This is a genomic window from Saccharomonospora iraqiensis subsp. paurometabolica YIM 90007 (genome assembly GCF_000231035.2).
Classification (GTDB): domain Bacteria; phylum Actinomycetota; class Actinomycetes; order Mycobacteriales; family Pseudonocardiaceae; genus Saccharomonospora; species Saccharomonospora paurometabolica.
In genome coordinates this window covers 2,500-4,265 of sequence record NZ_KI912235.1, presented here as the reverse complement: position 1 = coordinate 4,265, position 1,766 = coordinate 2,500, and the positions used below count along the sequence as shown (strand labels likewise).

Below are 1,766 nucleotides of genomic sequence, written 5' to 3'. Positions count from 1 at the left end.
GCGAGCAGCGCCACGGCGAGCACCGGTCCGCGGACGGCGGGGTCGGCGAACGCCTCCGTCCCACCGGCCCGGAGCACGGCGAGGTAACCGCCCGCCGGGGTGCCGGGCCACTCCCGCGGTCCGGCACCGGGTGACGGCCGTGTGCGGGCGGACCGGGCGGGTTCGGGGATCCGCGTGGCGACGGCGGCGGCGGTGAGGCACATTCCCACGCTCACCCACCCGACCAGGGTGAACTCACCGACCGCGAACAGCACGGTCGCCGACAGTGCGGCGGGGACCTGTGCGACGAGTTCCAGTGCGTTGAGCTGTCCGTAGACCGGGGCGAAGCGCTCCGCCCGGCCCACCGCGGCCAGCCCGTCGTGCAGCAGGGCCTCCCGCGAGCCGGAGAGCAGCGCGCCACCGAGGGCCCACAGCACGAATCCGGCCGCGAACACGGTGAACCCGGGGAGGGTGATCCAGAGCAGGTACCCGGCCGCCTGGAACACGCCTCCCGCGGCGAGGGCCCCGCGCCGGGAGAACCGGTCGGCCAGCGCCCCGCTCGGCACCTCGACGACCACGGCGGCCACCGACCAGACGACGAACAACGCGGAGATCTCCGCGTCGGACAGTCCCACCTCGGCGAACAGCAACGCGTAGAGCGGATAGAGCGGGATCGTGTCCGCGAGCAGCGCCCACAGGCGCATCCGCCGCACCAACGTGCGTGCGGGGTCGGCGGACGTCAGTCAAGAAAAGGTCCTCATGGCCGCGCAGGATACTCCCGCCCGGGTGTGTTGTCCGTCACCCGCGACGGTCACTACCGGCGGTACCAGCGGGGCGAGGTGTTCAGCGGCGGACTCAGCTCCGCGTTCACCACCAGGACGTTCGGTTCCTCGGAACGGGTGAACTCGCGCAGCAGCCGACGGAACGCCCTGCCGAAGCCGTCCACGCGGTCGGCGTGCAGGCCGAACGACTTCGCCAGGCCGACGAAATCGGGGGTGACGAGGTCGACCCCACGGTGCGCCAGGCCGGACCGGGTCTGGTCGTAGCGCAGCATCCCGTAGCCGCCGTCGTCCACGATCACCACCGTCACCGGCAGATCCTCCTGGATCGCCGTGGCCAGTTCGCCGCTGCCGGACAGGAATCCGCCGTCCCCGGTGACGCACACCGCACGCGGCACCCCGGCCGCCGCCACCCCCAACGACGCGGGCACACCGAACCCGAGCGTGCCCCAGCCCATCGGGTAGGCCAGTCTGCGCGGCCCCGCGGCCCGGTAGAACCCGCCGATCCAGTAGCCCGCCACACACATGTCCGCCACCAGCACCGACCCCTCGGGCAGGGTCTCCTTCAGCGCCGACAGCAGCTCGGCGGCGTGCGGCTCCTCCTTACGGATCCGCCTGCGCACCCGCCGCTCGATCTCGTCGAGCCTGCCGCTCAGCTCGTCGAGACCCGGCCGCGCCGCGAGCCCCGGCAGCAGCTGCTCGCACACCTCGCGGGCGTCCCCGCCCAGGACGAGGTCCGGTGGGTAGTTCTTCGCCGCGTCCGCCGGGTCCACGTTGACCGCGATCAGGCCGGGCGGGCGCGGCATCCGCCAGTTCTGCGTCATCGCCCCGTCGAGGTCGGTGCCGACCGCGAGGACGACGTCCGCCTCGTCCCACAGCGCCCCCACCTCCGGGGTGTGCACGGGGTCCGGCGCGAGGCACGGATGGTCGGGCGGCACGAGACCGCGGGCGGCGAACGTCGTGACGATCGGGGCGGCCAGGCGCTCGGCCAGGCGCCCGACGGCCTCC

2 protein-coding genes are annotated in these 1,766 nt (G+C 73.8%); both read right to left on the bottom strand.

The window, feature by feature from the left end; translation table 11 throughout:
• Positions 1-683: MFS transporter (locus tag SACPADRAFT_RS0211535; protein ID WP_007027502.1), on the bottom strand; the 683-nt coding region annotated here is incomplete at its 3' end.
• A 110-nt stretch (positions 684-793) separates the two neighbouring features.
• On the bottom strand, positions 794-1,766 hold a 973-nt coding region (locus tag SACPADRAFT_RS27195; protein ID WP_007027501.1), incomplete at its 5' end, for a thiamine pyrophosphate-binding protein.